This is a genomic window from Cerasicoccus maritimus, assembly GCA_031296935.1.
GTDB lineage: Bacteria > Verrucomicrobiota > Verrucomicrobiia > Opitutales > Cerasicoccaceae > Cerasicoccus > Cerasicoccus maritimus.
Genome location: JAVDPD010000004.1, coordinates 1 through 24,617, shown reverse-complemented (window position 1 = coordinate 24,617; position 24,617 = coordinate 1). Strand labels below are relative to the sequence as shown.

Sequence of the window (24,617 nt, the reverse complement as noted above, 5' to 3'; positions counted from 1 at the left end):
CACGCCTTATCGTTATAAAATGAACTGAGTCGCGCTGGCTTAGAGCGGGCCTTCGAAGATGCCGTCGGCGAGTCCGTATTCGATGGCTTCCTGGGCGTTCAGGTAGAAGTCGCGGTCGGTGTCCTTGCGGATCTTTTCCATCGGCTGGCCGGAGGCTTCGGCGAGGATGCGGTTGAGCTCTTCGCGGAGCTTTTCCATTTCTTCGGCCTGGATGTTGATGTCTACTGCCGGGGCGACGATGCGGCCCATGATCAGCGGCTGGTGAATCAGCACGCGTGAGTGTGGGAACACGAAGCGACGGCCCTTAGTGCCACCGGAGAGCAGGATACTGCCCATGGAGGCGGCCATGCCGTGGACGATGCAGCTAATCGGTGAGCTGATGAGCTGCATGGTGTCATAGACGGCCATGCCAGCGGTGATCGAGCCGCCAGGGCTGTTGATGTAAAATTTGATCTCTTCGCCAGGCTTTTCGGCTTCGAGGAAGAGCATCTTTTCCATGATGGCCTTCATCGACTCATCATTGACTTCGCCCCAGAGGAAAATCTTCCGTTCCTCGAGGAACTTCTTTTCCATCTGCATTTGAATGCCGCCCTTTTCGGCGTCTTTTTTCTTTTCGTCGCCGCAGTCTGAAACCGGAGTTTTCGCTATGGATTGGATCATGGCCCTAATGTGATGCGGAAAGTGCGGAATTTCCAATCAAAAAGGTATTTTGCGGGCGATGTATTAGCGTAGCATAGGCGTCCCGCCTGTGCTTTAACCAATCAAATATCCTTCAAAGTATCTTCAATTTGCACAGCTGAGATTGCTTCTTCCGGCAGTTGAACGCCCGCCTTCTGTGGATTATTCAAAATATACTCACGATAATACTGCAGTTCAGCTTCATTGCGGACGATTCGGTTATAGGATTCATTTTGCCAAAGTAGGCCATCGCGTTCGAATTGCTGATTGAGCTGCTTTGCGGTGAATGATTTCCAGGAATGAAGAATTTCCGACAACGGATGGTTGTTGGCGGCATCGCTAACAGGTGGACATGGTTGGGCATGATCACCCAGTGGTCTAGCAGGTAGCGATCTTTGTCGAAATGGTTTAGTGCGCTGGCGACTGTTTCGATCGCGCGCTTTTCATGAAGCAGGCAACTGCCCATGCCGGAATCGAGCCAAGTTTCGAGGCGCATGGAAAAGCGTGCGTCGTAGTCCGCTTGTGCTTGTTCGGTGGTGGGCTGCCCGTTTTGGGCCAGCCAGAGATCCCGCTCTTCGCGCCAAGTGCGGAGTTTGTCTGCGGGGATCGAATCGCCCAGGCGGAAGGTGACGAAGTAGATAACGCCAGTTTGTCGCCAATGAGGGAGTGCGCGCTGCGATGTCTTCAGTGGTTGGTTTGGACTGAAGAACATGGAGACGAATGATTGAATAGGGCACAGGCGGGACGCCTATGCTACTTCTAATCGTTGAAGAAGGAAGGATCAGCGGCCTTAGATCAGGCCGAGCTCCATTTTGCCTTCTTCGGAGATCATGTCCTGTGTCCAGGGGGGATCCCACACGATGTCGACCTGGGCGGAGGTGACGCCGGGCACGGACTCGACGCGGCCCTTGGCGTCCTCGGCAATGGCCGGGCCCATGCCGCAACCGGGGGCGGTCAGGGTCATTTGCACGGACACGTGATACTGCTCTGCTTCTTCCATGATCTCCATGGAGTAAACCAGACCAAGGTCCACGATATTGACCGGAATTTCCGGGTCGTAAACGGACTTCAATGCTTCCCAGATTGCGTCTTCGGCGGGTGGGCCGGAGTGGTCGCCCGCGGCGCTGCCGGCTTCGGCTTGGGCCGCGGTCTCAGGGAGCTCTTCGCCGAGTGCTTCGGCGTCGGCGCCGAGGATGCGGAACATGCCGTAGTCACAGACCACGGTGAAGTTGCCGCCCAGGCGGTGCGTGATGTCCACCTTGGATCCGGCAGGCAGCGTTACTTTATCCCCGGCCGGGATGACCGTGGCTTCGACGTCCCGAGAGAGGACTCGTTGGTTATTGGCGCTCATGTTGGTGAGTTGTCTGATGTTGGATTTTTCTCGGTGGTATCAGCCTCGATTTGAGGAAATGGTGTTACCTTTTCGCCCGCAAGATGAATCGTCTGAGTGGGGAATGCAAATTCGATGCCTGCTTCGCTGAAGCGCCGTATGATTTCCTCGTTAACCTTCTGGCTAAATTCGAGGAAATCCCAGTAAGCGGGCGGGTGGTACCAGTAGATCATGAGGATATTCAGCGAAGCGGGATTGAACTCATTGAAGAATACCCGTGGCGGGAACATTGGGCGGTTGATGGGATCGTTGGGGTGGGTGTTACCATCGGTTGGCAAGTAATCTTCGGGGACAGATAATGCTTCTCGGATGATCTCTACCGCCAGTGGGATTTTCTCCTGTGGCGTGTCGTAGGTGATGGTGATGTTTGACACGCGTCGAATGTAGGGGCGCCGGGCAACGTTTTCGATTTCGACGTCGGCAAGTCTGTCGTTGGGAATGCTGGTAACATGACCAGTGAGCAGGCGAACTTTCGTTGAGCGCAGGCCGATTTCCTCGACTGCGCCATCGACTGCGCCTATTTTTACGCGGTCGCCTACTCGAAATGGTTTGTCTAATAGCAGCATTAAGCTGCCGAATATGTTGCGCAGTGTGCTTTGCGCCGCCAAAGCGACGGCGAGGCCAGTGACGCCCGCGCCGGCGACCACGGTTGCCAGCGAGAAACCGATTTCCTGAAGACCACGGATCAGGATTGCCAGGCAGACGATGATGCTGAGGATGCGAACGCCGATCCGTGTTAGCTGTGCGTCGAAGCTCCTGTTTTCCAGGCGCTCGGAGCCGCCGACGATATCTGCTAGCAGGGTGCCAAGCATAAACGTCATGGTGATGGAGGCCGCTAGTATGATGGAATAGATGACGTAGACGGTCATCTGAAATACCTCTCCAGTTATGAAGATCTTATCGTCGATGATGTCGTAAGTAATGTAGGCAGCAATGATGGCACCGATGGGAGTGGTCAGGCTCAACGCGTGACGAGTTTTGTCTTTCAACTTTTTGCCTACTCGCCTCACGACAATATAAATCGCGATTACACCGATCAGCGCGATCAGCATCACAATTATCATACATGCCCACTGCCATACGGTTTGTTCGGCAAAGTCTTCCAGCGCCCAATCGGGCAGGGAGTTAATCCACTCCTTGGGGATGATTGGATTGGGTGTTAGGAAAAAGTAATAGTAAAAGTCTTCGGCTGCGCGGGATTTGTAGGGCAGGTTGCGGACTTCTTTAAAGAGGGGGCGAACTTCGCGTAGTGTTTCATCGCTGAATACGTAGTGGCCGGCGTTTTCGCCTTCATCAACGCGAATGATTTCAAAAGGGGTTTCCGGTACTTGCCAGCGGGCGGGGAAGCCTTTGTCGATAGCCATATACATGGTCTCTTCGTCGGGAATCTCCTCAACTGGAGGGAGCCCAATGCGGTCGATGGTTTCGCGTAAGTAGATTGCGCTGGCGGTTGCGTAATCGGCGCGAAGGGAGGGGGCTATTTGCCGCAGATCAAAAAAGTCTTCTACTTGCTCAAAGAGATAGAAGACTTCGATGCGGTCCTGTTGTGAGTAATCGTCGTCGGAGATCAGATCATAGAAGCGCTGGGTGATCTTCATGAAGCTGATCATCGTGTCCCGCGGACTGCTGGTATTGGGTGGATGTAAAATGAACTCGCGTGTCGTTTGGTCGGGCTCGGCGGCTAACTCGTCCAATATGTTCTGAATCGGGCTTGGGTCTTCCAGTGGTGTAACCGGATTGTAATCCTCAGAAGTGTTGGTTTGCGCTGTCAGCCGTATGGCTAGCAGTAGGCCAAAAATAAAGTAATAAAAATGAAAACGCCCCATACCGTATCGACGGTAAGGGGCGTTTGCGCTAAAATCAAATCTGATTGTAAATTGAACTACATTTCGTTGCCAAATTTCGCCTGCACGAGCTTGCGGACGTTTTCGCGGAGCTCTTCGTTGCTGATTTTTTCGACGATTTCCTCGAAGAAGCCGAAGACCAGCAACTGATAGGCGGTTTGGCGTGGAATGCCACGCGCCATCAAGTAGAAGAGTTCGCTTTCGTCAACCTGGCCGGTGGTGGCGCCGTGGGAGCACTTCACGTCGTTGGCCTCGATCTCCAGGCCGGGGAGGCTGTTGGCCTCGGCGGTTTTGGAGAGCAGGAGGTTGCGGTTGGTTTGGTAGGCGTCGGTTTGCTGGGCATCCTTGGCCACCTTGATCAAGCCGGAGAAGATCGTGCGCGAGCTGTCGAGCAGCGCGTTCTTAAAGAGCAGGTCGCTGACGGCGTGTGGCGCTTCGTGGATTTGCAGCGTGCGCTGGTCGAACTCCTGTTCGTCCTTGGAAACGGTCAGGCCATACATCTTCACGTCAGCGCCGGGGCCAACGATGCGGGTGTGGTTCTGCAAGCGCGCATACTTGGAGCCGAGGTTGACGGCGATGGTCTTCACCTGGCTGTCGCGGTCGGCGATGTTGGCTTCCAACTGGAAGGACAGGGCCTCCTCGTTGAAATTCTGCACGATTTTGCGGAAGACCTGCGCGCCCTGGCCGGCGTAGATGGTGCCCACGCCGCAGGAGAGGGTGGAGCAGCAACCGGTATCGAGGCTGCCGTAGTAGTCCACGAAGTCGACCTTGGCGTTGTCTTCGACGACGAGCAGGGTGTGCGGGAAAATGGCTTCGCCGCATTCGATGGACCAATAGTAGGCCGCGATAGGCTGCTCGATCTCGACGCCCTTGGGCACGTAGAGGAAGCTGCCGCCGTGGAAGAACGCATTGTGCAGGGCCAGGAGCTTTTCCGAGCCGAGCTGGTTTTCTTCCTCAAGGAAATACTTCTGCACGAGCTCCGGGTGCTCAATGGCAGCCTGTTGGAGCGGCATCCAGATGACGCCCTTGGCCTTGAGCTCTTCGCTGAGACCTTCGAACTCGAGCAGGAAGTTGTCTCCAAAGACTACTTTACCGGCGGGTTCGCCAACGAGATTGCTGCGCGCGATGGCGTCGGCCTTTTGGGCTTCGGTGGGCTCTTGCGCGGGGCGGTAGCCGTCGAGCTTGAGCTTGCGCAGGTCGGAGAAGCGGTAGCGCTCGTCGCTGCGGGTGGGCAGCGGTAGCTCCTGGTAGGTCTTCCAGTTTTGCTGCTTGAGCTCCTGCACCCAGGGCACGTTCAACCAGAACGCATCGAGGTGGTGGCGGAAGTTTTCCTCGCTGAATTTTTCGGTGTCGGATGTGGTCGTGGCGACTGACATGATTGGTAAATGCAAAATTAAGAATTCAGAATGCAGAAACCGGTTGGTTGAAACCGGTGCTTGATTAGCCCACCGAGCCTTCCATTTCGAGGTCGATCAGGCGCTTCAGCTCGACGGAGTATTCCATCGGGAATTCGCGCACGAGGTCGTTGACGAAGCCGTTAACGGCGAGCGACATCGCTTCGCCTTCTTCCAAGCCGCGCTGCTGCATGTAGAAGATCTGCTCGGCGCTGACCTTGGAGACGCTGGCTTCGTGCTGGACGGAGTTGTGGTCGCCGCGGACGGTGATCGCCGGGTAGGTGTCGGTGCGGGAGTTGGTGTTGATCAGCAACGCGTCACACTCGGTGTTGTTTTTGCAATTCGAGAGACGCTTCGGGATGCTGACCTGGCCGCGGTAAGTGCTGCGGCCTTCGCCGATCGAGATGGACTTGGAAATAACGTTCGAAGTCGTGTTCGAGGCGGCGTGGATCATCTTCGCGCCGGTGTCTTGGTGCTGACCGTCGTTGGCCAAGGCGATGGAAATGACTTCGCCGCGGGCGCGCTCGCCCTTGAGCACGACGCCCGGGTATTTCATGGTCAGGCGGCTGCCGATGTTGCAGTCGATCCAGCGGATCTCGGCGTCTTCTTCGGCCATGCCACGCTTGGTGACGAGGTTGAAGACGTTGTTGGACCAGTTTTGCACGGTGACGTATTGGATCTTCGCGCCCTTGAGAGCGACGAGCTCCACGACGGCGGCGTGCAGAGTGGCGGTCTCAAACTTCGGTGCCGTGCAGCCTTCCATATACATGACCTCGGAGCCTTCGTCGGCGATGATCAGCGTGCGCTCGAACTGGCCGAAATTTTCCGCGTTGATGCGGAAGTAGGCCTGGAGCGGCTGGGCAACCTTCACGCCCGGGGGGACGTAGATGAAGCTGCCGCCGGAGAAGCAGGCGCTGTTGAGCGCGGAGAACTTGTTGTCGCCGATGGGGATGACTTTGCCGAAGAACTTCTTGAAGATTTCCGGGTGCTCGTGGAGGCCTTCATGCGGGCCAACGAAGATCACGCCGAGCTTTTCCATCTCCTCCTTCATGCGGGAGTAGGCGGCCTCGGAGTCAAACTGTGCTTCGACGCCGGCGAGGAACGCGCGTTCCTGCTCGGGGATGCCGAGGCGCTCGAAGGTCTGCTTCACGTCGTCGGGCACGTCGTCCCAAGTGCGGGACGGTTTCTGGCCCTTGGACAAATAGTAGCGGACGTCTTCGAACTTGATGGTGTTGAGGTCGTCGCTGGCCCAGTGCGTCGGCATGGGCTTGTCTTGGAAAATCTTGAGCGCCTTCTGGCGGTATTCATTCACCCAGGCATCCTCGCCTTTGACGTTGGAAATGTAGTCAATGGTGTCGGGCGAGAGGCCGATGCCGGCGTCGTACTTGTAGTCTTCGGCAAAGGAGAAGTCGCCCTTGCTGCGGTCGATGTTGATTTCGGGTGTCTCGGTGCTCATGGTGTGCTCCTCGTTGGATCTTAAATGTTGCTTACTTGGATGCTTTCAGTTCAACCGTGGCGCCGGCTGCTTTCAGCTTTTTTTCAATTTCAATGGCTCGTCTGAGATTTACTCCCTCGACGACTGCCGCCGGCGCATTATCTCCAATGTCTTTGCCCTCACGCGGGCCTAATCCGGTGATTTCGCGAATGGCTTTAATCGTCGCAATTTTATTACCGCCGAAAGATTTCAAAATGATGTTATACTCGCCTAAGTGAGCGATCACGGCTTCAGCGGTGATCGCGGCGGAGGCCGGGTTTTGGCCGGTAATTAAATTGCCGTCGACGATCACGTTCGGTTGGAATTTCTCGACGCGGACGAATTTGCCGCCCAGTTCGACGAGCTTGTCTTCTAATAAGAAAGGCATCTCGTCGGTCAGGCCGACGGCGGCTTCCTCGGCATTGGTGAAGCCGGTGACTTCCTTGTCGCGGAAAATCCAGCCGCCATAGTCGTCGGTGGCGGTCAGCAGGCCTGCTGGGCCGTGGCAAACCGCGGCGACAGGCTTGCCCAGCGCGTAGTGCTGGACCACGATCATGCCGACTTGCTGGTTGTTGGCCAAGTCCCACATCGGGCCATGGCCGCCGGGCAGGAAGACGGCACTGTAGTCGTTGCCGACCACGTCGTCCAGCTTGACGGTGTTGGCGAATACCGCCTGGGCCTGTTCGTCATCCTGGTAGCGCTTGACCGACCACGTGATGCCGCGGCCTTCCATGCTGCGGGGATCAATCGGCATCACGCCACCCTCGGGGGAGGCGACCACCACTTCGTAACCCGCGTCTTTAAACTCGTAGTAAGGCGTGGTGACTTCCTCCATCCAGACGCCGGTTGGTTTCCCGCCGTCGCCCATCGTCCCCATGCTGGTGACGATGAATAGGATGATAAACTGGACGCTTTCGACCATGAAAATTCCTTACGCGCCAGCCGTGGCGAGCTCTTCTTTAACCCAGTCGTAGCCCTTTTCTTCCATTTCGAGGGCCAGGTTCTTGTCGCCAGTCTTGACGATGCGGCCATCCCACATGATGTGGACTACGTCCGGCACGATGTAGTCGAGCAGGCGCTGGTAGTGGGTGATGACGAGGAAGCCGCGGTCGGGCGAACGCATGTTGTTGACGCCTTCGGCGACGATCTTGAGCGCGTCGATGTCGAGACCGGAGTCGGTTTCGTCCATGATGACGTATTTCGGGTCGAGCATCTTCATTTGAAGGATCTCGCAGCGCTTCTTTTCACCGCCGGAGAAGCCTTCGTTGACGTTGCGCGCGGAGAAAGCTCGGTCAATCTTGAGCTCGTCCATGTAGGCGCGGAGGGTCTTGTAATAGTCCGTCGCGACGATCTTTTCGCCCTCGGGCAGGCGCGCCTGCAGGGCTGCACGGATGAAATTAGCGATGGTCACGCCGGGGATTTCCACCGGGTATTGGAACGCCACAAACAGGCCGAGGCGGGCAATCTCGTCCGGCTCCATGCCGACGACGTTTTCGCCGTCGAGCAGGGCTTCGCCGCCGCTGATTTCGTAATCTTCATGGCCAGCGAGCGCCTTTGCGAGGGTGCTCTTGCCGGTGCCATTCGGGCCCATGATTGCGTGGACTTGGCCTGCGGGCACTTCCAGGGAGAAGTCGCGCAGGATCTGCTTTTCGCCAATGTTGACGTTCAGGTTTTTGATTTCGAGTGACATGACTTTTTCTTTTAAAATTCGGTGGTTTGGAAAGTTTTCGGCGCTACAAGGAGTTGGTGTCCAGGTCGTTTGGGGCGTAGCCAGTGAAGGTCAGTTTGACCTTCTTGGCCTCGAATCCGCGGGGCAGAATCTTGGAGACCATGGACTGAAAATCTTCGGGCAGCAGGATGTCGTAGACACGGCCATTGGCTTCGTCGAGAAAATGCGCATGCTCGCCATCGTTCGGGCAGAAACGGCTGGGTTCGCGCTCGTAGTTGAGCTTTTTGACCAAATTGCAGTCCACGAGGGTTTCGAGGCAATTATAGACCGTGGCCAGGGAAATGGTCGGCATGACCTCCTTGGCGCGGGCGTAAACTTCGTCGGCCGTGGGATGGTCGCGTCGCTTGAGTAACACCGCGTAAATTTGCTCGCGCTGCCGCGTGGAGCGGAGGCCACTGTTGGCGAGCGCTTCATCGAGGTTGGCCTTGGCGGTGTCGTTTAAATTGATCATTATCTCAAAACTAAATTGGAATGATTCCAAAAATCAACTCTATTTGAGAACTAATTTCATTCCAATTAGCGGGCTGCGGACGTATCGCTGGTGCTTGCACGGTCTATTCGCAGGTTGGGGCTCGGCGGTGCCTTTCTGCTGGTTTGGCGTTTGCGCGTTCAGAACAACCCTTTAGCACTGGCGAAACAACGGTTAAGCACGGCCTGAACAACGGTTTAGCACAGGCTGTGTCATTCCTTAGCATCGTTCGTATCAAGGGTTTGGCGTGTTGTTGCCAATTTGCGGCAGCTGGATGATCGGCGCTGTGTGGCAACGAGTCGGAGCCCTTTACTGTTGCGTGGATAAAAATTCGTAAAAAGGGAATTTTTCTGCACTTATTAATTCTAGCTTTAGGTTTACCTGATACAATAGTCTTGAAAAATAAACCTATTTACTGCCTAATGCCATTTCCAGCCCAGTCTTGTATGAAAGTTTTTTCCCCTCTTGCTCTTCTAGCAAGCCTCACGCTTGCTGTCTCTTCCCACGCCGCCACGACGGATGTCATGGGCGGTATTGTGGTTACGATTCAAGGCGACGACAGCTACAATTTTATTTCGGTTCCTTTTGTCAATTCGCCGGCATTTGTTGGGCAGGCAACGGGTGGCAGCGCTACGACATTAGACTGCTCCACTGCTAGTTGGACGGTTGATGAATTTGCGACCAACTACTTTGTCGAGATCACTTCAGCTGGCACTGGCGACACGGGCTTGGGTGAAGGCCTGATGGTGGACATTGTTTCCAACACCGCGACCCAATTGACTTTGGCGGATGACATCTCCTCCTATTCGCTCGAAGGAGACGAAACCTTCACCATCCGCGAACACGCAACACTCTCCAGCCTATTTGGTGAAAATAACTCGGCGGGATTGCTGGGCGGTAGTACTGCTGGGGCTGCGGATGAGGTTAGACTTTGGAGCCCAAGTGAGCAGAAGTTTTACACCTACTTTTACAGCACGATCTACAATCGCTGGGCCCCTAGCTCTGCGCCATTTACGGAAGATTCATCTGATGAAATTGTTTATTCAGATCAAGGTGTTGTAATCTATCGTAAGGGGGCAGGAACGCTGGATCTCGTCCTGTCGGGGGCGGTCAAGACGGGCGTTAGTCAAGCCCAAGTCTATACTGGATATAATTTTTACGATAACAAGAAGCCGATCGATGTTACTTTAGCTGAAACTGGTTGGGAAAATGATCTTACCTCTGGTAGTACCGGTGGCAGTTCTGATGAGATTGGTGTCTGGAATAGTAGCGAGAACCGACTGGATCTATACTTTTACAGTAGTATTTATTCGCGATGGACTCCAAGTTCCGCTCCTTTTACCGGTGATGCTTCTGATGTTTTAATTCCTGCTGATGCTGCCATAGTGATCCAGCGTAAATCTGTGGATACTGTCATTTCTGAAAGTGCCGTATCGGTAAACTAATTTTCTACATCCCTATATTCAAATGAGAATCAAGCAGCTTACACCGGTCACCTTACTTTTAGCGGCTAGCATTAATGTTAGTGCTATTGACATATCGCTCAGTGTTGCTGGGGCATCTTCCTTGCAGGACAGTTCTTCAAGCTTTTTATCTGACGGTAGTGTCGTATGGATTGGTTCATTTGATACTGGCTTCGATATTTCTGCAAATGTCACTAACTTTAGTGTTCTAAGTGCCAATTTTGGCTACTTTGATGATAGTGGTATCTTCCAGGGTAGTTCACAGATGTTGACTACAACTATTTTTAACCCTGGGGGTAGTTTGCCTGGCACTTTTGCTGCTTCCGGTACAGTAGAGGATGCAGGTGGAACTCAACCTGCAATCTATGTTTGGGCATTCAATAATTCTGTTGCTTCCTCCGCTACCGAATACGGCATTTTTCAAATGCCAAATTTGGTTTCAGGTGAGGTGCCATCGACTAGCCAATCGCTTGATTTTGCTGCGGACTTGGTAGCTACTTGGTATGGTACTTTCAATTCCGAAACTGGCATTGGCCAGCTCCAAGCAGTTCCTGAACCATCGACTTACGCTCTGCTCCTTGGTGTCGCGACGCTTGGTTGGGTCTTCCAGCGCCGTCGCCTCAAGTAGTCTTTCGTTTAGGATATTTCTTAAGGCCTTCCTTTTTGATGAGGAAGGCCTTTTTATAAACTCATGAATTCGTTGTCTCGCTGCCTGCTGCTTTTAGCTCTGCTTTGTTCGCATGTGGGATGGGGTATTGGTGTGTGGGCTGGTTTTGATCCTGATGATTTGAACTTTGAGGGGCCGAGCGTGAATGAATCGGCCCTTGATACCGAGGTGGTGAAATTGATCGCGGAGCATCGCAAGGCTATGCTGGTTGGTGTTTCCAGTGAAGAGGTTCAGGCGATTCAACTAGCAGGACGCTACATCGACGCAGATGGCGAAAGTCGAATTGTGATTCAGAAAATGCGTCCAGCGTTTTTACGCGTAGTGCTTCAATCCCAACGTGTATCCTTTACTCAGTTGTTTAATGGCAGAGAGGGCTGGAATATAGTTACTAAGCTCGGTGAGGCACCTCAGGTTATTCCTATGGGCATTGCCAGTAGCGAAGCGACCCGACTGAGCGCCTCGATCTTCAATTATCTGATCGAGTCGGACCAGAAGGGGCGCATTGAGTATCAAATGCTGTCTGATGATTCTAGTGGTAATAAGGGCATCGAGGTGACCGTGAATGGCGTGAATGTCATTCACTATTGGCTCGATCCAGATACTTTCTTGATTCGGCGTGAGGTGAAAAGTGATCACAATGACGCGGAGTTTGAATTTAAGACGGTCCTCTATGATGATTACCGGGTCGTGGATGGCTTGCAGATACCATATGTGATCCAGCACCTGGGAAAAAATGTTGTTGAATACGAGCTGCACATCGATCGGGTGGAGGTCGTAGATTCGTTTCCGGAATCGATGTTTTCGCCGCTTGGTGAGTATTGATCGGGTGCTGCTAGGAAGCATTTTAAATTTGCTTCCCGAACCGCAGTGGCTATCTCCGTGCTTATGGACATCGAAACCTTTCCCAATCCGACGCCGGCGCGTAACTACATCATCCAGCATGTTGCGGAGGAATTTACCTCGCTGTGCCCGAAGACTGGGCACCCGGATTTCGCGACCATCGTCCTGACTTACGTGCCCGAGGAGGTGTGTGTGGAGCTGAAGGCTTACAAGCTCTATCTGCAGGATTTCCGCACCAAGGGCATCTTCTACGAAGCCGTGACGAATGCCATTTTCGACGAAATGTGGAAGCTGACCAAGCCGCGTTGGATGCGCCTGGAGACGATTTGGACCGGCCGTGGCGGCATTCGCTCGACGCTGGTTGCTGAGGATGCGCAGGACGGTTACAAAGGGCCGATCCCGCCGTATTTCGGTTAAAGGTGCATAGGGTGTATAAGTGTGAAGGGTGTGTAGGTTGATTAATGCCGATTCGGTTCGCGGACCATGTTCGTTGTTCAGCCTACTCAATACACACTTACACACCTGCGAACGTTCTACAGAACCCGGTAGAGCTTGTGTAGCTGCCAGCCGGCGCGGAAGGGCGCGCCGCGCTCGTGCACGGTATCGGCAATGAGTGCGAGGATGTCCGGGTTTTCGCGTTGGCCCCACTCGGGGTGGAGCCACACATGGCGATCTTTGCGGGCTAGCTCGTCGCCGAGCTTTTCCTCCCAGTAGGTTATGCTGTCGGCGTTTTCAACGATTAGTTTGAGCTCGTCGGCGCGTTGGATTAGCTCGGGCAGCGGGTCTTTGTAAAGCTTGGGGCTCACGGTGACCCAGTCGAAGTCACCCTTGAGGGGGAAGGTTCCGCTGGTTTCGATGTGCACGCGGAGGCCGGCTTCGCGGAGTCCGGTAGTCAGGGGGGCGAGGTCGTGGACTGCCGGTTCGCCGCCGGTGATGACCACGAAATCCGGCTTGTTGGCGATGGCCAACTCAATCAGCTCGGCGGCGGACATTTTGGGCACATTTTTCGGTCGATGGTCGGGATGCCAAGTGTTGGCGGAGTCGCACCAGGGGCAATGGACCGGGCATCCATAGGTGCGAATGAAGAACGCCGAGCGTCCGCTGTGGCAGCCCTCACCTTGAAAGGTCCCAAAGTACTCTACTGTCGGGTAGTAGGTTTTCTGTAATTGTAAACTGAATGTCATAATTGGCTTTACAGGTGGTAGGGCTAGACATTCAACTAGTTTGCCCCATAATCTCCAAGTAATCTCGATGACTATTCCTCAGCTCAAGAAATTTCTTAAAACCGCGAGAAAGCAAGATCGCTGGTGGGTTGCTGTTGGTGAAAACGTGCTGGACGAAACCCAGACGATGCCCGACATCAAGGCGCTCAGTGAGAAATATCCAGACTGGGAGATTTGTTTCCTCCATGAAGATATGGCGGGCGATGACGCGGAGTGGATCCTGCTGACCGACGAAGAAGTCGAAGGGGAGAAAAATCCTTTCCGCCCGGCAGGCCCGATTGAGACGATGCTTGGCGAAATGTCCAAGTTGAAAAAGGACCTCGCTGACGCGCACCGGATCGTCGATATTTTGCGCGAATTTACGACGTTCAACGAGCAATACGAAGCGCGTAAGGAAGAGCTGGAGGAGCGTGATCGCTACCTGCAGGAGTCCGAAGAGGCGCTGATGAACAAGGCGCAAGAGTTGGAAGTGCTCCGCGTGGAGCTGGAGCACAAGCAGGAAAAAGCCGCCAAGACCGTCTAAGCGGCAAGAGTGACTAAAATTTCGGCGCATACTTCGCCGAGTTTTTACTGTCTTCCTCGATCTCGACTTCCGTCACCCAGGCGCGGCCATTGGTTTCTGCGCGCACGAGTTTGTCGAACTCTTCAAATACCAGCACGGCCAAGCCTTCGTTGGAGCAGTCATCGACCAGGAAAACTTTCCAGGCTTCGGGCGCGGCGTTGACCAGCGTGTCGAGCAGCGGGTCGTCTTTGCGAAATACGCAGGCGTGGTCCAGGTTTTCGTCGATCCACTGCTTGAGGAAGCCGAGCTTGCCGTAGTCGACCACGAAGCCGTTGATATCGCGTTCGTCGCAGCCGAAGGTCACCGTGATGGACCAGTTGTGTCCGTGGATGAACTTGCAATGGCCGTCGTGAAACGGCTGGCGGTGGCCAAACGGGATGTCCAGGTAAGTTTTGCGGCAGGTAATCATGAGAGTCTCCAGGCTTGTTGAATGAGCTCGTCGACGGTCGGGGCGCTGTCTTCGTAAGGCGTCGGGTCGTCGACTTCGGCCAGGTAAAATGCTTCGCGTCGTTCGATACAGGTGCCGCAGCAGCCACAGTGTTTTTCGCCTCCTTCGTAGCACGACCAGGTGTCGGCGAAGGGAATGCCGAGTTCTTCGCCACGCTTGGCGATGTCGGCCTTGGTCCAGCTGACGAACGGGCGGTAAAGTTTCACCTGGTGCCAATCGGCGAGCTGGATGGCCTGGTCGAGCGCGTCGGCAAACTCGCGTCGGCAGTCCGGGTAAATGGCGTGGTCGCCGGAGTGCGCGGCATAGGCGACGTTGTCGGCCTGGCGGCTGATCGCCCAGCCCGTCGCGACGGACAGCATGATCATGTTGCGGTTGGGCACGACGGTGGCCTTCATCGTGGTCTCGGTGTAGTGTCCCTTGGGGACGGCGGTGTTGTGGTCCGTCAGGCTGTTGTCGCCGAGCAGCGGCGCGAGGCTGGTCAGGTCGGCCACGCGATGCTCGATGCCGAGCGCGGCGCAGTTCTTTTTCGCGCAATCGATCTCGCGCGAGTGGCGTTGGCCGTAGTTCACACTGAGCGCGGCGAGGTCTGCTCCGGCGGCGTGAAGGTGGTAAAGGAGGACGGTCGAGTCGAGGCCTCCGGAATAGATGATTACAGACTTCATGAGCGCATTCAGTATTTATGCCGTGATTGGCGTTTCCCTGGGAATGGCTTAGCAGGGTAGCGCATAACTTGCGCCGATTGGGTAAGTTTGTCCATCGAAAAGCTGATGTGGGGTATGGGTTGGGCTGCCAGTAAATACCCTGTATCCAGTCTTGCGCCCGGCGGGGTCTGCGTCTTTCCTAGCGCCTTCGATTGCATTGCACACCACCACTTTCAATTGCTCAAAACAGCTACTCCGCCACTTGTCTGGCCCGCCGCGCAACGACTGCGCTGGCCCGCCGATTGGCCCGCGTTGTGATTGAGCGATCATAAAACAAACCCATGGACATAGCACTTGTGACCGGCGCCGAGCGCGGCATTGGCCTGCAGATCGCCCGGAAATTAATTCAACTCGGATTTCGTGTTTACGGATTCGCTCAGGACTTTTCGAAGTGCCCTTACGAGCATCCGGACTTCATCGGCGTGAGCGTCGACCTGACGTCTCGCGCGGAGCTCGAAAGCGCCTATGCGCAGATCATTGCGCGTAACCCGATGATCAACGTGGTCGTCAACGCCGCGCGCCACCAGCCGGTCGAGGCCTTCGAGGCTACGCCGCTGGAGGAGATCGAATACGCGCTGCAAACGGAGTTGCTCAGCGCCGTTTACCTGACGCGCCTCGCGCTGCCGACGCTCATCAAATATCACGGCTACGTGATCAACATCGCCTACAACGGCCAAGGCCCGGCGAGCTGCGCCACGGCCGCTGCCGCGCAAGGAGGGTTGCATTTCTTCGGGCAACAGCTCTTCGAAGAGGTCCGCGACACGGGTGTGAAAGTCAGCACGCTTTACCCGCAGCTCAACGCTGGCGAGCCCGACCCGAAGGCGCGCATCCAAATGGAGCCGCAGAGCGACATCGAGTATGCGCTGTTCGCGGAGGCTGTGGAGACCGTTCTCCGCTTTAAGGAGAACAACTGCGTCAGCCAGATCGTTGTCCGCCCGCAGGGCACGCGCGAAGAGCCGAAGATTCCGGTCGCCGTTTCCCCGCTGCCCAAGGCCGCTCACCAAGTGCAGCTGCCCGAGCGCAAGAATTTCCCTGTCGAGCCCGAGCTCATCTACACGCCGCCGCGTCAACGCCCGGCCGACGCCCCGCCTCCCGGTGAGGACGACGATTGGGACGAGGATGAATGGGATGAAGATGACGAGCTCGACGAGCTGCTCGAAGAGTCCCGCCGCCTGATGAAAAAGCAGAAGGAGGAGGCCAAGAAGCAACTCGACCGCACCCGCGACCGCAAACAGAAGCAAAAGGACCGCGGTGGTCGTGACCGCTCGAACCGTGGCCGTGATCAGCAGCAGCCCAAGGGCGATGATTCGCAGGATGACTCGCAAGGTGAAGGCCAGGGCGAGCAGGATGCAAATCAGCAGCAGTCAGGCGAAGGCCAGGGTGAAGATCAGAAAAAACGTCGCCGCCGTCGTCGCCGTGGTGGGCGCAATCGTCGCAACCGCGATGGTCAGGGCGACCAGCAGGGCGGGGAGCAATCCCAGTCTGGCGAGGGCCAGCAAGATCGTTCTCAGGGGGGCGACCGCGAAGAGGGCAAGCCGCAGGGAGATCAGCCCAAGCGCGAAGATCGCCGTCAAGACGACCGTCAGCGTGACGACCGCAAACCGCGTGAGTCGGACCAACCTCGCGAGTCCGAGACGCCGCGTCAGCCGCGTTCGCCCAGTGAGCTGGTGAAGCCGAAGTCTGCTGAGCAAGCAAAGCCAGCTGAGCAACCGAAGCCCGCCGCCAAAAAGCCTGCTCCAAAGGAAAGTAAGCCCAAGGTCGACAGTGCTCCAAAGCCTGCACCGGCGGCAGAAAAGCCTAAGGCAGACAGCGCTCCGAAGTCTGCCAAGGAGAAGCCAAAGCCTGCCAAGAAGGCCGCTAAAAAGGCTGCCAAGAAGGCCGCGAAGAAAGCGGTGGCCAAGAAGGCAGCCAAGAAAGCCGTGAAAAAAGCCGCCAAGAAGGCGACCAAGAAAGCTGCTAAAAAGGCTGCTAAAAAAGCGACTGAGCCGAGCGAGTCTTAATCTGGCTCGCCAAGTGGCAATAGAGGGGTTATGCGTTTCGGCGCGTAACCCACAACCACTATTGCCATGAAGTTTTCCCGTATTGTTTCCTTCGCCGCTGCGGCGGTGCTCCTCACGCCCGCCTTTGCGCTGGATAAAACGCAGGTCACCGCCGTGGCCAACCATGCTGAGTCAAAAGCCGCTGGCGGCTGGGGCGATTATCCGGCATCCTTGGCGATAGATGGCGAAGTGTCGGGCAAGTCATCCTGGCGTGGCGAAAAACAGCCCGGCGCCGAGGGCGAGCCCGAGCAGCCGCCCACGATCACCTTTACCTTTCCGAAAAAGGTCGAGCTCGACGGCGTGACGATTGTTTTCTTCAAGCACTTCGACCGCGTTTATACGATCGATATTCTGGGGGCGACGAGCGATAACGGCAAATTTAAGATGCTGGCCAAGGGCGTGAAAAACCCCGGCGAAGGCGAGAACCAAACCGTCTTTGAGTTTAAGAAAACCAAGCTCAAGCAGCTGCGGATCGTCGGCCACGGCAACAGCAACGAGAAGTTCGCCGACTGGACGAACATCATCGAAATTTACTTCAACGAACCCGCCTAGCAAGCAACCTCCGGTTGCATTGGTCGATTTGCCCAATGGGCAAATGGGGAGCGGTTAGTCGAGGTCGAGTAGCTCGACTTTGCCGGTTTCCAAGTGGTAAACGCCGCCGACTACCTTGAGGTTCCCTTCGGCAATTGCGCGTGGGAGGATGGTACCCGCGAGCTCCACGTGCTTGGCGGCGACGCGGACGTTTTCATCGATCGCGGCTTCGAGCGTCACCTCGCCGTGGGCGCTGGCAATGGCCACGGCGGGCTCAATGCTGTCGAGCAGTGTGTCGATGGAGCCAGGGAAAGTCGCGCCATCGCGGTAGGCTTTGATGCCGGCATCGACGGCACCGCAGCTTTCGTGGCCGAGCACCATGATCAGCTGGCATTGCAGGACGGCCACGGCGTATTCCATGCTGGCTTGGCCTTCTTCGGTTAGTGTGTTGCCGGCTAGGCGGATGACAAACAAGTCGCCGACACCGGCGTCGAATAGGATCTCCGGCGCTACGCGTGAGTCCGCGCAGCTCAGGATGATTGCCATCGGGCGTTGGCTGGTGGCGACTTTGGCGCGGGCCGCCTTGTCGCGGTCGGGATTCATTTTATCACCCGAGATGAAGCGGGCGTTGCCGTCCATGAGTTGCTTGAGGGCGGTTTCGCCGTCGACGACGGTTAAGGTCGTGTCGCGGCGCGCCGTTTGAGCAAATAGCGGTTGGGCGCAGAGCAGGGCGATGAGCGCACAGGCTAGCGTAGAGACAGTAGTTTTGAACATGAGTCCAAAGTATTCGCTATGATAAATAGCCGCAACCCCTTTGTCCGCCAGAGATACCCCAGCTGTGGAGCCCATGCCATGTCCCTGCTGAAATTCCCGAAAGAATCGAGCCTAGCTACGCGGTAGGCGGTAGGTGATCTCCTGCTCTTTGCCGCCTTGCTTGACGGTCAGTGTGACTTTGTCGCCCTCGGCGTAGTTCATCTTGAACCACGTCATGAACTGGCGAGTGTCGAGGTCGTCGCGCATGCCGTCGACGGCGACGACTTCCATGTTCGGCTTCAGGCCAGCTTTGGTTGCGGGGTGGTTCGGCTTACCCCTGGTGTAGGCCTTGAGTGACAGTGAGCCCTTGCCCTGATTGGGGCCTTTGAGCGGGAAAAAGCCCGGACTCGGGCCGATGGGGCCATCGTAGATCGACTTGCGCCAGTAGTTCTTCGTCGCTTTCCAGCCTTCGCCCGTTTGGATCACTGCTTGGGCTGGCTGGCCGCCGCGGTTGTAGTAAACCGCGATCTTGGCGGGGCCGTTGCTCGCGCGGTGAAGCGCCCCGCGAAAATCGGTGCTGCTGAAGAGTTTGCGCCCGTCGGCCACAACAAGGGTATCGCCGGGCTTAAGGCCGGCTTGGTCGGCAGCGCTGCCGGGCTCAACGGTTTTGATGAGCAAGCCTTGGTCGACATCAAGCTCCAGGCCGACATTTTCCGGAAACGGCCAGTCGTAGAAATCGGTGGCTTTGTTGAAATCGGCCGACTGCATTTTCTCGGTGCGCAGGATGTCGTTGACCTGGTGGCAATGCAGACAGGGCTGGTCTTTAAGCTTGGGGTGTTCACTCAGGTAGGCCTTGGCACCGGGGAAGTCGTAGGGGGTGCGGGCGTTGCCGCTGAGGTTGGGCGCGTCGCCATCGATGTCCCACGCCGGGCGGCGCGGATCATAGTGATGGGCGAGGATGCGTTCCATGGCCTTGGCAAGGCCTTCTTCGCTGATGCGGGTCTGATCGGAGACTTCATCTTTGCCGCCATAGACACCGTAGATGCGGCCATCGGGTGAGAGAAAGTAGCCCCACCAGGAGAGGTCGAGGTCCTGGAATTCGCGCACCTTGAACACGCGCTCGTCGAGGTATTTGGCGTCGGTGATGCGCGCGGTAACGAACTGCTGGTAAAGCGGCGTCAGGCGCTGGCTACCGCGCAAGACTACGGCGTCGAACCACGAGCATTGGTCGCAGGGGGGGCAGCGAAAGGTAACGAAGAGCGGGCGGTTTTCGCGCTTGGCCTCGACGAATGCGGCGTCGAGGTCGTCGCGCCATTCGACGCTTTCCTGGTATGGTGCTGGTATGGTGCCTTCGCTGGGGCCCATGACTTCGCGCCAGTTCGTGGCGGCTTGGGCGGACAGAGCGAGGCAGGTGAGGGGGAGGAGTAAGCGGAGTTTCATGGCTGGGTGATAGTGGGAGATTGGACGCAGAATACTGATTCCGCAGCCTATGTCTATCACTTTAAGCCAACGATTGATTGGAGATTGTTAATCTCTCTGCGGATGCTCCGGTGTCACCCGGTAGCCGTTGGCCAATTTACGGAAGCGCTGGGCTTCGGCTTCGGCCCAACCGACGCTTTTACCGAGCTCGCCGGCCAGAATTTCAGCCACAGTTTGAGCGCTGTCGTGCGCGGCTTGGGCGTTGAGAAACAGCGCACGCATGCGGCGGGCCAGGACGTCTTCGGCTTTGCGCGCCATCTCATGTTTCACAGCCCAGTGGACCTCGCCGACCGTGTAGGGGAGATCGGGGTGCAACTGGGCGGCGTGCTCGGGATGCGCGGCGTTGCCGGCATGGATGTCTACACTGTCGCTGCCGTAAAGGCTCATTAGCGGGTGGTCGGTGGCGGGGGCATCGGTGTGGCCGTGGATCTTCAATTCGGCCGTGACGCAAGGGCGCTGCTCGAGGCCGGCAATCAGCTCGGCGTGGTCGATGCAGTCCTCGGCCATCTTGCGGTAGGTCGTCCACTTGCCGCCGCAAATGGTGACGAGGCCGCTGTCGGCGACGACGATGGTGTGGTCGCGCGAGATCGCCGCGGTGTTGCCCGAGCCGCCGCTTTTCACGAGCGGACGCAGGCCTGCAAAGACGCTGAGCACGTCGCTGCGCTGCGGATCGCGGGCGAGGTATTGGGCGGCGTTGGCCAGGATGAAGTCGATTTCCTCCTCGAGCGCGCGGGGCTCCAGGTCGATGTGGTCCAGCGGCGTATCGGTCGTGCCAACGACCACGTGCTCATGCCACGGCACGGCGAAGAGCACGCGCCCGTCGGTGGTGTGCGGGACCATCACGGCGGCGTCGCCGGGGACGAATTCCTTGGGCAACACGAGGTGCACGCCTTGGCTCGCAGCGATCATCGTTTGCGCGCTCGGATCGTCGAGGTGCCGTACGCTGTCCGTGAAAACACCGGTCGCGTTGATGACCGCTTTCGCGCGGATGTGGAAATGTTCGTTTGTCTCGATGTCCTCGCATTCGACGCCGGAGATAATGCCCGCTTCCTTCTCGAGGCCGACCGCCTTGACGTAGTTGATGGCGATACCGCCTTGGTCGAAAATCGTTTGCGCGAGATTCACCGCGAGTCGCGAGTCGTCGAACTGGCCGTCGTAGTAAATGACGCCGCCCAGCAAACCGTCTTTCTCCAGTGTGGGGATGCGCTCCAGCGTTTCTTCGCGGCTGAGGTTCTCGGAAGGCTCTAAGCCGAGTCGGCCAGCCAGCATGTCATAAACCTTCATGCCAATGCCGTAAAACGGGCCTTCCCACCAGCTGTAGATCGGCACAATGAACGCCTGATGGCTGACGAGGTGCGGGGCGTTTTCGCAGAGTCGGCCGCGCTCTTTGAGCGCCTCCAAAACGAGCGAAACATTGCCCTGCTTCAGGTAGCGCACGCCGCCGTGGACGAGCTTAGTGCTGCGGCTGGAGGTGGCCTGCGCGAAGTCCGCCATCTCGATGAGCGCCACGGAATGCCCGCGGCTGGCGGCGTCGACTGCGCAGCCGAGGCCGGTGGCCCCGCCTCCGATGATGACGAAGTCGAACGGCTCGTCGTGGTTCTTGAGTTTGTCGAGGGCAAGGTCGCGATTCATGGGGTCAGTGGGGGTTGGATTTCGTAGGTTATTTTACCAAAGATTTTTCGCATTAGCCATCACTAGTGCGCTGAGGACAAAGCCTAAGCATGGGAAGATGATGCCTTTGAGAAAAAGCTGCCATAGGAAGAGTAACGCCCCAACGGCGTTTGCTGCTTGAGTCTAACTCAGGACAGAGGGGGAGTTCTGGTCGGCTAACCGATGGCTTTGGCACGACTTGAGGCTGTATTTAAAAACGCCGGTTGTCGATTTCTTCTTCGACGGCTTCTTCTTCTTCTTCGTCGTCGTCGCGGAGCTCATGGCATTCGCACACGAGGGCCTCGGAGAAGTTGTATTTGTTGAGCTTACGGCGCATGATGTCCAAGGCGCGATTGACGGCGCGCACTTTGACGGTCACGCGTTCGCCCGGGTGAACCATGCGGATGCACCACGTGCCGAGTGGGCTGTGGTAGCCGATGTAAACCGTGCCGACGGGATTCTCCTCGGTGCCGCCGCAGGGGCCCGCAAAACCGGTGACGGACAATGCGTAGTCAGTGCCCAGGCGCTCGGCGGCGCCATCGGCCATCGCGACTGCGCACTCTGCGCTGACGGCGCCGTGCTGTAGGATGATGCACTCCGGCACGCCGAGCAGCTCCATCTTGGACTCATTGCTGTAGCAGACGATGCCGCCGGCGAAGACCTTGCTTGCACCGGGGATATCCGTAAACGCATTGGCCAACAAGCCGCCGGTACAGGACTCGGCTACAGCTAAAGTGCGCTCGTGGGCGCGTAGATAATTGAAGATGGACTTCGCGAGTTGGCAGTGGCCGAAGCACACAAAGTCATGGCCGAGCGCTTCGCGGCATTCGTCGCCGACGGCGCGCAGGTGGGCGTAATCCGCCTCCTTGCCCTCTTGGCTCAGCCGCACGTCAACCATGCCTTGGTGGGCGCAGTAGGCGATGTGGACATCGGGGTTGGCGTCGAGGATCGGGCGCAGCTTAATTTCCAGCGCGCTTTCGCCAATGCCCATAGTGCGAATTTGCAGGTAGGCGTCATCGATGCTGCAAAAGCCGTCCTGGCAAATGCGCGGCAGGACTTGTTCGGTGAACATCGGGCGCAGCTCTGAGGCTGGGCCGGGGAGCATGAACAGGTGCTTTTCGCCCAATCTCAAATAGATGCCGGGGGCGGTGCCATGCGGATTGTGCAACACCTCTGCACCATGCGGCACGTAGCATTGCTTCAGGTTGTTCTCGCACATGACGCGGCCAATGCGGTCAAAGCGCGCCTGAATGTGCGCCTCGATGTCGGCGTTGAACTCCAGCTCGCGGCCGAGGACTTCGGCAATGACTTCGCGGGTGTTGTCGTCACTGGTTGGGCCGAGGCCGCCGGTGGTGATGACGATGTCCGCAGTTTTCCAGGATTGCTCAAAGGCTTCAATGATTTCGTCGTGCAGGTCGCGACAGCTGACGTTGCGGCGGAGCGCCAGGCCGTGGCGCGCCAGCTCACCTCCAATATAGTGGAGGTGTCCGTTTTCGCGAATGCCGAGCAAAAGCTCGTCACCCAGCGTGATGAGATCGACTTTGGTCGAAGTGGGCATGGTTAGATAACTTTGGCGTAGCTATTGATAGTCAAAGGAGAAATCCGCATCGTGCAACCCGTTGACCGATTTTTGGGAGAAGTTCGGCCATGCTTTGACGACTTGCGAAAGTAACTTTCTTGGGTCAGCTTCATTTCTTTTTAACGCAAGAACCCTGCCATGATTTCCAGCACGCTCAAGGAAAAGGTCCGCCGTTTGCCGAGCGGACCCGGCGTTTACCTGATGAAGGATCGCTTCGGGGGCGTGCTGTACGTGGGCAAGGCCAAGAGCCTGAAAAAGCGGGTGTCGACTTACTTTCAGCCGTCGCGGAAGCAGGCCATTGCCCAGCCCAAGGTCGTCGCAATGATCGATCTCATCCATGACTTCGACATCATCCAGGTGCGCAGCGAGCAGGAGGCCCTCCTCCTCGAAGGCAAGCTGATCAAGCAATACAAGCCGAAGTACAACACCGACTTCACCGATAACAAGCAGTTCCTCCTTGTGCGGGTGGACGTGAGTAACGAGTTGCCGCGTTTTCGCCTGACCCGCAACAAGCTGGAGGACGGCGCTCGCTACTTTGGGCCGTTTGCGCATAGTGGACTGTTGCGGAAGACGCTGGCCGAAATGCGCACGCGCTTTGGCATCCTGCTCGGCGACGCCAAGCCGAAGAAATTGGAAGACGGTCGCTGGCGACTTTATGACGACGCCCGCGCGGAGATTTATGGTCAAACCGAGGACGTGACCACCGAGGAATACCACGAGCGGGTCACGGCGGGTTTGGCGTTTTTGGAAGGCAAGACGCGTGAGTGGGTGAAGGACATCGAAGCCGAGATGCAGCAGGCCGCCGCGGACCAGCGTTTTGAAAAAGCCGCCCACCTGCGCGACGTGATGTTTGCGCTCAAGAAGACCCTGCGGCAGCAGCGCCGGTTTGTGCGGGAGCCCCGCCTGGCCATGCCAGGCGCGGATGAGGCGGCGGACATCTTAAAAAAAGTCCTTGGCATGAAACGGCGCCCGCGCACGCTGGAGTGCTTTGATATTTCGCACATTTCGGGGAGCTTCGTGGTGGCCTCGATGGTGCGCTTTGCTGACGGCAAGCCCGACAAAGCGAACTACCGTCGCTACCGCATCAAGAGCTTCGTGGGCAATGACGACTTTCGCGCGATGGAGGAGGTCGTGGGCCGCCGCTACCGTCGTCTGTATGAGGAGGAAAAGGAGTTTCCGGACATTGTGGTGATCGACGGCGGGGTGGGGCAGGTCCACGCCGCGATGAAGGCGTTTCTGGTGCTGGGTATCGAGCCGCCGATGCTGTTTGGCTTGGCCAAACGGGAGGAAACGATCGTCTTTGGCGATGACCGCGAGTCGATCAATTTGCCCGACTACAGCCCCGCGCTGCACCTGCTTCAGCGATTGCGCGACGAGGCGCACCGTTTTGCCAACAGCTTCAATGCCGAGCTGCGCAGCAAGAAGATCCGCGAGAGCGTACTCGATGAGTTCGAGGGCTTGGGGCCGGTCCGCCGGGAGGCGTTGATGGAGCATTTTCGCAGCTTTGAGAAACTGCGTAACGCCTCGGTGGAGGAGCTACAGGGCGCGCCCGGCATCGGGCCGAAATTGGCTGCCCAACTGCACGACTTCTTGCGCAAGGACTAGAGATAACATGAAGTAGCCGGGGCCAGCCCTTGCTCACCCCGGCAACCGATGATAGATCAAAAAACAATACCTGGCCGTTAAGCTCGGCATCGATGTTCA

24 protein-coding genes are annotated in these 24,617 nt (G+C 57.0%); 8 read left to right on the top strand and 16 right to left on the bottom strand.

What is annotated here, in order from left to right:
- Positions 1 to 39: 39 nt before the first annotated feature.
- From RBB62_RS03220 to RBB62_RS03180, 9 genes are all read right to left on the bottom strand, one after another.
- Positions 40 to 660: a ClpP family protease gene (locus tag RBB62_RS03220; protein WP_309396971.1), complete on the bottom strand. Its 621-nt coding sequence runs from the start codon at positions 658 to 660 to the stop codon at positions 40 to 42.
- Between the two features lie 184 nt (positions 661 to 844).
- A complete protein-coding gene (locus RBB62_RS03215) occupies positions 845 to 1,390 on the bottom strand; it encodes a hypothetical protein (RefSeq protein WP_309396968.1) in 546 nt (181 codons plus the stop codon).
- A 78-nt stretch (positions 1,391 to 1,468) separates the two neighbouring features.
- Positions 1,469 to 2,029 carry a putative Fe-S cluster assembly protein SufT gene (gene sufT / locus RBB62_RS03210; RefSeq protein WP_309396966.1) on the bottom strand — a complete coding sequence of 187 codons (561 nt, stop codon included), beginning with the start codon at positions 2,027 to 2,029 and terminating at the stop codon, positions 1,469 to 1,471.
- A complete protein-coding gene (locus RBB62_RS03205) occupies positions 2,026 to 3,894 on the bottom strand; it encodes a mechanosensitive ion channel family protein (protein WP_309396961.1) in 1,869 nt (622 codons plus the stop codon). The genes sufT and RBB62_RS03205 overlap by 4 nt, the downstream gene beginning before the upstream one ends.
- Positions 3,895 to 3,950: 56 nt before the next feature.
- On the bottom strand, positions 3,951 to 5,288 hold the full coding sequence (sufD, locus tag RBB62_RS03200; protein WP_309396959.1) for a Fe-S cluster assembly protein SufD: 1,338 nt from the start codon (positions 5,286 to 5,288) through the stop codon (positions 3,951 to 3,953).
- 64 nt (positions 5,289 to 5,352) lie between these two features.
- Entirely contained in the window at positions 5,353 to 6,762 is a 1,410-nt protein-coding gene (gene sufB, locus RBB62_RS03195; RefSeq protein ID WP_309396957.1) for a Fe-S cluster assembly protein SufB, read from the bottom strand.
- 31 nt (positions 6,763 to 6,793) lie between these two features.
- Positions 6,794 to 7,702, bottom strand: coding sequence for a ribosomal protein L7/L12 (locus RBB62_RS03190; RefSeq protein ID WP_309396955.1), 909 nt, complete (start codon positions 7,700 to 7,702; stop codon positions 6,794 to 6,796).
- 9 nt (positions 7,703 to 7,711) lie between these two features.
- On the bottom strand, positions 7,712 to 8,470 hold the full coding sequence (gene sufC, locus RBB62_RS03185; protein ID WP_309396953.1) for a Fe-S cluster assembly ATPase SufC: 759 nt from the start codon (positions 8,468 to 8,470) through the stop codon (positions 7,712 to 7,714).
- A 43-nt stretch (positions 8,471 to 8,513) separates the two neighbouring features.
- A complete protein-coding gene (locus RBB62_RS03180; RefSeq protein WP_309396951.1) occupies positions 8,514 to 8,960 on the bottom strand; it encodes a Fur family transcriptional regulator in 447 nt (148 codons plus the stop codon).
- A 464-nt stretch (positions 8,961 to 9,424) separates the two neighbouring features.
- Here RBB62_RS03180 and RBB62_RS03175 point away from each other — a divergent pair, with 464 nt between their 5' ends.
- The 4 genes from RBB62_RS03175 to queF all read left to right on the top strand — a co-directional run bounded on the left by RBB62_RS03175 (position 9,425) and on the right by queF (position 12,365).
- Complete coding sequence (locus RBB62_RS03175) at positions 9,425 to 10,423, top strand: hypothetical protein (protein ID WP_309396949.1); 999 nt, start codon at positions 9,425 to 9,427, stop codon at positions 10,421 to 10,423.
- Between the two features lie 22 nt (positions 10,424 to 10,445).
- Positions 10,446 to 11,069 carry a PEP-CTERM sorting domain-containing protein gene (locus RBB62_RS03170; protein WP_309396947.1) on the top strand — a complete coding sequence of 208 codons (624 nt, stop codon included), beginning with the start codon at positions 10,446 to 10,448 and terminating at the stop codon, positions 11,067 to 11,069.
- A gap of 63 nt (positions 11,070 to 11,132) precedes the next feature.
- A complete protein-coding gene (locus tag RBB62_RS03165) occupies positions 11,133 to 11,930 on the top strand; it encodes a LolA-like protein (RefSeq protein ID WP_309396945.1) in 798 nt (265 codons plus the stop codon).
- 63 nt (positions 11,931 to 11,993) lie between these two features.
- Positions 11,994 to 12,365 carry a preQ(1) synthase gene (gene queF / locus RBB62_RS03160; protein ID WP_309396944.1) on the top strand — a complete coding sequence of 124 codons (372 nt, stop codon included), beginning with the start codon at positions 11,994 to 11,996 and terminating at the stop codon, positions 12,363 to 12,365.
- 116 nt (positions 12,366 to 12,481) lie between these two features.
- On the opposite strand, the gene RBB62_RS03155 is transcribed toward queF, so the two are convergent.
- Complete coding sequence (locus RBB62_RS03155; RefSeq protein ID WP_309396943.1) at positions 12,482 to 13,132, bottom strand: 7-carboxy-7-deazaguanine synthase QueE; 651 nt, start codon at positions 13,130 to 13,132, stop codon at positions 12,482 to 12,484.
- Between the two features lie 67 nt (positions 13,133 to 13,199).
- Between RBB62_RS03155 and RBB62_RS03150 the strand changes: the two genes are divergently transcribed.
- Entirely contained in the window at positions 13,200 to 13,694 is a 495-nt protein-coding gene (locus RBB62_RS03150) for a hypothetical protein (RefSeq protein WP_309396941.1), read from the top strand.
- A gap of 13 nt (positions 13,695 to 13,707) precedes the next feature.
- On the opposite strand, the gene RBB62_RS03145 is transcribed toward RBB62_RS03150, so the two are convergent.
- Positions 13,708 to 14,142 (bottom strand): 6-pyruvoyl trahydropterin synthase family protein, encoded by a 435-nt coding sequence (locus RBB62_RS03145; RefSeq protein ID WP_309396939.1) that lies wholly within the window; start codon positions 14,140 to 14,142, stop codon positions 13,708 to 13,710.
- Positions 14,139 to 14,843, bottom strand: a complete 705-nt coding sequence (gene queC, locus RBB62_RS03140) for a 7-cyano-7-deazaguanine synthase QueC (RefSeq protein ID WP_309396937.1) — start codon at positions 14,841 to 14,843, stop codon at positions 14,139 to 14,141. The genes RBB62_RS03145 and queC overlap by 4 nt, the downstream gene beginning before the upstream one ends.
- Positions 14,844 to 15,163: 320 nt before the next feature.
- Between queC and RBB62_RS20240 the strand changes: the two genes are divergently transcribed.
- Positions 15,164 to 16,882, top strand: coding sequence for an SDR family NAD(P)-dependent oxidoreductase (locus RBB62_RS20240; RefSeq protein WP_425499879.1), 1,719 nt, complete (start codon positions 15,164 to 15,166; stop codon positions 16,880 to 16,882).
- A gap of 66 nt (positions 16,883 to 16,948) precedes the next feature.
- Positions 16,949 to 17,473 (top strand): discoidin domain-containing protein, encoded by a 525-nt coding sequence (locus RBB62_RS03130; RefSeq protein WP_309396936.1) that lies wholly within the window; start codon positions 16,949 to 16,951, stop codon positions 17,471 to 17,473.
- Between the two features lie 54 nt (positions 17,474 to 17,527).
- On the opposite strand, the gene RBB62_RS03125 is transcribed toward RBB62_RS03130, so the two are convergent.
- From RBB62_RS03125 to RBB62_RS03110, 4 genes are all read right to left on the bottom strand, one after another.
- Positions 17,528 to 18,226 carry a carbonic anhydrase gene (locus RBB62_RS03125; protein WP_309396934.1) on the bottom strand — a complete coding sequence of 233 codons (699 nt, stop codon included), beginning with the start codon at positions 18,224 to 18,226 and terminating at the stop codon, positions 17,528 to 17,530.
- 111 nt (positions 18,227 to 18,337) lie between these two features.
- A complete protein-coding gene (locus RBB62_RS03120) occupies positions 18,338 to 19,645 on the bottom strand; it encodes a PDZ domain-containing protein (RefSeq protein ID WP_309396932.1) in 1,308 nt (435 codons plus the stop codon).
- 87 nt (positions 19,646 to 19,732) lie between these two features.
- Positions 19,733 to 21,316 carry a glycerol-3-phosphate dehydrogenase/oxidase gene (locus RBB62_RS03115; RefSeq protein ID WP_309396929.1) on the bottom strand — a complete coding sequence of 528 codons (1,584 nt, stop codon included), beginning with the start codon at positions 21,314 to 21,316 and terminating at the stop codon, positions 19,733 to 19,735.
- A 229-nt stretch (positions 21,317 to 21,545) separates the two neighbouring features.
- A complete protein-coding gene (locus tag RBB62_RS03110) occupies positions 21,546 to 22,892 on the bottom strand; it encodes a competence/damage-inducible protein A (protein WP_309396927.1) in 1,347 nt (448 codons plus the stop codon).
- 159 nt (positions 22,893 to 23,051) lie between these two features.
- Here RBB62_RS03110 and RBB62_RS03105 point away from each other — a divergent pair, with 159 nt between their 5' ends.
- Complete coding sequence (locus RBB62_RS03105; RefSeq protein ID WP_309396925.1) at positions 23,052 to 24,518, top strand: excinuclease ABC subunit UvrC; 1,467 nt, start codon at positions 23,052 to 23,054, stop codon at positions 24,516 to 24,518.
- Positions 24,519 to 24,617 lie beyond the last annotated feature (99 nt).